This is a genomic window from Roseibium sediminis (assembly GCF_008711325.1).
GTDB classification, from domain to species: Bacteria; Pseudomonadota; Alphaproteobacteria; order Rhizobiales; family Stappiaceae; genus Roseibium; species Roseibium sediminis.
In genome coordinates this window covers 1-630 of the sequence record NZ_VXDB01000107.1, presented here as the reverse complement: position 1 = coordinate 630, position 630 = coordinate 1, and the positions used below count along the sequence as shown (strand labels likewise).

Genomic DNA, 630 nt, shown 5'->3' with positions numbered 1-630 from the left:
GCTGGAACGGCGGTGACGCCAACAATGGCGGCGGTTGGAACAACGGTGGCTGGAATAACGGCGGCGGCAACAAGCCGGGCTGGGCAGTCATCAACAACAACGGTGTCTGGCAGGCAGTCAACGGCGGCGCTAACAACAATGGTGGCACCAACGGCGGCAACAATGCAGGCTGGGGCGTTGTGAACAACAACGGCGTATGGCAGGCAGTCAACAACGGTGGCCAGCAGGCTCCGGCCAAGCCGCAGATCTCTGCAGCTGATCAGGCAGCCATCGACTACGTCAAGGGCAAGGCCGGTACCTGGTTGATCGGGCATGGCAAGTACAACCACGCCAATGGCGGCTACACCTTCAAGGATGGCGCGCTGAAGGGCTACACGGCTGTTCACCAGGGCGGCGGCAACTACCACATTATGAACGGTGCTGGTGACAAGATCGCCGAATATAACAACGGCAAGGGCAAGGACAAGGTTGCCTCTCCGGTTGCTCTGGACCTGAATGGTGACGGCAAGATCTCCACGACCGGTGTGTCGACCGCCAAGGAGCGCATCGACGGTCAGGTTGGCCAGACGATTGCCTTCGACATTGATGGCGATGGCACCAAGGAGCAGATCGAGTGGATCACCGGTGGTG

Annotated in this window: 1 pseudogene; it reads left to right on the top strand. The window is 60.2% G+C overall.

The annotated features are described in order from the left end of the window. Window positions 1-630 (top strand): annotated as a pseudogene (locus tag F0155_RS23550) (hypothetical protein); the annotation flags it as partial.